The organism is Pseudomonas sp., assembly GCF_049645325.1.
In the GTDB taxonomy this organism is placed as follows: domain Bacteria; phylum Pseudomonadota; class Gammaproteobacteria; order Pseudomonadales; family Pseudomonadaceae; genus Aquipseudomonas.
Genome location: NZ_JBARTQ010000351.1, coordinates 1 through 4,266, shown reverse-complemented (window position 1 = coordinate 4,266; position 4,266 = coordinate 1). Strand labels below are relative to the sequence as shown.

Genomic DNA, 4,266 nt, shown 5'->3' with positions numbered 1-4,266 from the left:
GTCGTAGCAGCTGCCGAGCGCAAGCGAGGCTGCGTCGGCCGCACCACCGACCTAAGGGTTTTCCAGGTCATGCCCCAACGACTGGATAAACAGCGAAAACAGCTCCGGCTGTGACGAAATATCGAGTTTCGCGTACAGATGCCGCCGGTGCACCTTCACCGTGTCCGGCGAGATCTTCAGGCGCTCGGCCATGGCTTTGGACGAGAACCCGCGCAGCACCAGGCGGGCAACCTCCAGTTCGCGCTCCGAGAGCACGCCGCTGCCGAATTGGCTGAGTGCATCCCTGATCTGGCTGTCCATCGCCGGCGCCCGTTGGGTACTTTGCTGCCAATGCTGCTGCATCAACGGCAGCACCCACGCCGCCAGCGTGGTCATCAGCCCGGTTTCCTCAGCGCTGAAGCGCCGCTGCATGCCCAGCGACAGTGACAATGTGCCCATTCCCGGCAATTGCAGAATCAACTGCACCTCGTCCTCCAGCACGTTGTCGTGGAAGTAGTTGAGGAAGTACTCACTCTGGCGAAAATGGTCCGGTGCCACTTCCTCCAGGCGGTACACGCCACTGGCATAGCCCTCGCGGCAAGCCTGGTAAAACGGGTCGAGCAGGTACAAGCCATTGAGGTACACCAGCATCGACGCCGGCTTGCTGCTGGGCTGGGCGTCGTACTCCTCCAGGGCCTGCGGCGGACCATCGAGGGGGTAGAAAATCGCCAGCGCGTTATCGAAGGGCAAGCACTGGTGCAGCAACAGCACCAACTGTTTCCAAAACCGCTCGGTGCCGATGTGGGCGATGGTGCGGCCCAGGCCGGCGTGCATGCCGACCTCTCTGAACAGGCTCATGTGAACGGCTCCCGCGAGCAAAAGATCGGCCAAAGGTTCGGCTTTTGCCGGGTACCGTCAAGGGGAGTACGCCAATAGGGGCATTGGCCGGCGTAAACACAACGTTTACTTTCGTCTGTATCCAGCGGGAAACATATCCCGCCATCGCTCAACTTTTCGTTTCTGCCTCAGACCAAAAACAACGACAGAGGATAACGATATGAGTGCTTCCCCCGCGCCAGACGGTGTACTTAAGCCCACGCTCAGCGTGTTCGATGTGGTGGCAATTACAGTGTCGGCCGTAACGCCCGCAAGCTCGGTGTTTGTGATTGCGCCCTTTGCCATCCAGCAGGCGGGCAGCGGCATATTCCTGGCCTTTGTGATGGCCGCGTTGCTCGCACTGATGTTCGCGTTCTGTTACGCGGAGCTGGGCCGTGCGCACAACAGCGCCGGTGGCGAATACGTGTACGCCAAACGGGTATTTGGTGGCATGGCCGGTTATGCGACCTTTCTGACGGTGCTGGTGATGCTGCTGTTTATCCCGCCGGTGCTGGCCACAGGGGCGGCCACTTACCTGAACAACGCCCTGGGCACGCGTTTCGACGCGCAAACCGTCGCCCTGGTGATCGTGGTGTGCAGCTACGCATTGGGCATCCTCAATATCAAGCTCAACGCCTGGATCACTGGCACGTGCCTGGTACTGGAAATCGCCGCGCTGCTGGTGATTGTGTTTATCGGCTTCGGCCATCCAGTGCAGCCGGCCAGCGTGTTGTTTGAGCCGCAGATCGTCGAAAATGGCGTGCTGCACCTGGCGCCGTGGGGGTTGGTGATCGGCGCGGTGGGGATCGGCCTGTTCTCGTTCAATGGCTACGGGCCGGCGGTGTTGCTGGCCGAAGACATGAAGTGCGGCGGCAAAGGCGTGCACAAGGCGGTGTTGTGGTCATTGGGGCTGGTGGTGGTGATCGAGTTGGTACCAATCACGGCATTGTTGATCGGCGCGCCGTCCCTGAGCGCGATGATCAGCAGCCCGGACCCGATCGGTTATCTGCTGACCAGTCACGGCAATGAAACCCTCTCCCGATTGGTCAGCGCCGGGATCTTCCTCTCGGTGTTCAACGCGATTGTCGCCATCGTCATCCAGATTGGTCGCGTGGTGTTCAGCAGTGGTCGTGATGCCCTGTGGACGCCGAGCATCAACAGGCTGTTCACGCGGATTCATCCGCGCTGGGATTCGCCTTGGCTGGCCACGCTGTTCCTGGCAATTCCTTCGGCGCTGTTGAGTTTCAGCTCGAACCTGGCGGACCTCACCTCGTTCAGCGTATTGCTGATCATGCTGGTGTACCTGGTGGTGGCGCTGAGCGCATTGATGAGCCGGGTGCTGCTGCGTGATCGCGAGCATCCTTACCGGATGCCGTTGTGGCCGCTGCCGGCGCTGCTGGCCGTGCTGGGTGCGGGCTACCTGCTGGTGACCTTGATCGCCGAGGCCTCCCTGCGCGACATCATGATCATCATCGGCTTGCTGGCCTTGTCAGTGATTTTGTATTGCATCAGTGGCCGGTTGAGTCCGGCGTATCAGAAATTGTAAGGAGTGGGTATGCGCGCACGTCAAATCGGCATCACGTTGGGGCTGGGCACGCCCGGTGAATTGAATGCCATCACCGATGTTCCCGGCGTTCGGGTTGGCCACAGCACGCTCAAGGCGCACATCGACGGCAAGCAGGTGCGCACCGGCGTCACTGTGGTGCAGCCGCGCGCGGGGGAAGCGCGCCAGCAACCGTGCTTTGCCGGGTATCACGTGCTCAATGGCAACGGCGATGCCACTGGCCTTGAGTGGATCAGCGAGGCCGGCCTGCTGACCACGCCCGTGGCCATCACCAACACCCACAGCATCGGGATTGTGCGCGACACCCTGATAGCGCTGGAACGTGAGCGCCTGGCAGACCCGGCAGTGTATTGGTGCATGCCGGTGGTGATGGAAACCTACGACGGCACGCTCAACGATATCTGGGGCCAACACGTGAAGCCTGAGCACGTGCGCGAAGCGCTCGACAACGCGCAACCCGGCCCGGTGCAGGAAGGCGCGGTGGGCGGCGGCACCGGCATGATCTGCCATGAATTCAAGGGCGGCATCGGCACGGCCTCGCGGCGTTTGCCGGCGGAGCAGGGCGGCTGGACAGTCGGCGTGCTGGTGCAGGCCAACCATGGCAAGCGTCAGGAACTGCGCGTGGACGGTTACCCGGTGGGCCGCCACTTGATGGACATTCCTTCGCCATTTGCGGCACGCGGCACGCCCGGCATGGGTTCGATCGTGGTGATCATCGCCACCGATGCGCCGTTGTTGCCGCACCAGTGCCAGCGCCTGGCACAGCGTGCGTCCATCGGTATTGCGCGCACCGGCGGCGGCACCGAAGACTCCAGCGGCGACCTGTTCCTGGCCTTCGCCACCGGCAACCGCGACCTGCCACCGGCGGATTATGGGCGCAAAGGCCTACCGCTGAGCACGCCCCTGCACATGCTCAACAACGACCATATTTCGCCGTTGTTCAGCGCAGCGGCGGAGGCGGTCGAAGAGGCGATTATCAATGCGGTGCTGGCGGGGGAGGACATGACCACGCAGGACGGCACTAAGGTGCCAGGCCTGGCGAGCGAGACGTTAGTGGGTGCTTTGCATAAGGTTGGCTGGAGTATGTCCCGGTAATAGGGGGCAACGCGTGTTAATAGTTTAAGTAGTGGCTCTTTAATGTCGCCAATGACACCGTGACAATATATTGGATCCATTAATCAAGTGCGCCGCTCAACTAGAGCGGCTTTACCGCTATTTAATATTTAAATATCACTTAGGCCCAGCCCGCCGGGCAAAACCAATTGCCCCCAATAAACGCTGCGCGTGACTTCCTTTAGTTGGATCTGCATCACATTTTCACTGCGGAAATATGTGTAGACGAAAGATTTCAAGTTGTGTCAGTTTCGATACGCCTTCAAAAGAGGCGAGTGATAGGACGATCTCGCCCGCGAGGTTCCTATCGACCAAAGACTGATGCACTTGCAAACAAGGAAGTACGTTTATGTCAAAAGTAAAAGACAAAGCTATTGTATCTGCCGCGCAAGCCAGCACTGCTTACTCGCAAATCGATAGCTTTAGCCATCTGTACGACCGTGGCGGCAACCTCACGGTAAATGGCAAGCCGTCCTTTTCCGTGGACCAGGCAGCGGACCACCTGCTGCGTGACGGTGCCTCGTACAAGGATGTGAATCACAACGGCAAGATCGATCTGACCTACACCTTCCTCACCTCGGCCACCTCGGCAACCATGAACAAACATGGCATCTCCGGGTTCAGCCAGTTCAATACCCAGCAGAAAGCACAGGCCGTATTGGCCATGCAATCCTGGTCGGATGTCGCCAACGTGAGCTTTACCGAAAGCGCCTCGGGCGGTGACACCCACATGA

The 4,266-nt window shown here is 60.0% G+C and carries 3 protein-coding genes and 1 pseudogene; 3 read left to right on the top strand and 1 reads right to left on the bottom strand.

The annotated features are described in order from the left end of the window. Positions 1-51: 51 nt before the first annotated feature. Positions 52-837, bottom strand: a complete 786-nt coding sequence (locus WBB95_RS15540; RefSeq protein ID WP_424488393.1) for a response regulator transcription factor — start codon at positions 835-837, stop codon at positions 52-54. A 199-nt stretch (positions 838-1,036) separates the two neighbouring features. Between WBB95_RS15540 and WBB95_RS15535 the strand changes: the two genes are divergently transcribed. The 3 genes and pseudogenes from WBB95_RS15535 to WBB95_RS15525 form a co-directional block, all read left to right on the top strand. Next, entirely contained in the window at positions 1,037-2,401 is a 1,365-nt protein-coding gene (locus WBB95_RS15535) for an APC family permease (RefSeq protein ID WP_424488392.1), read from the top strand. A 9-nt stretch (positions 2,402-2,410) separates the two neighbouring features. Then, the gene (locus WBB95_RS15530; RefSeq protein WP_424488391.1) at positions 2,411-3,514 is read left to right on the top strand and encodes a P1 family peptidase; all 1,104 of its coding nucleotides are present in this window, start codon (positions 2,411-2,413) and stop codon (positions 3,512-3,514) included. 367 nt (positions 3,515-3,881) lie between these two features. Beyond that, a pseudogene (locus tag WBB95_RS15525) lies at positions 3,882-4,266 on the top strand (serine 3-dehydrogenase); the annotation flags it as partial.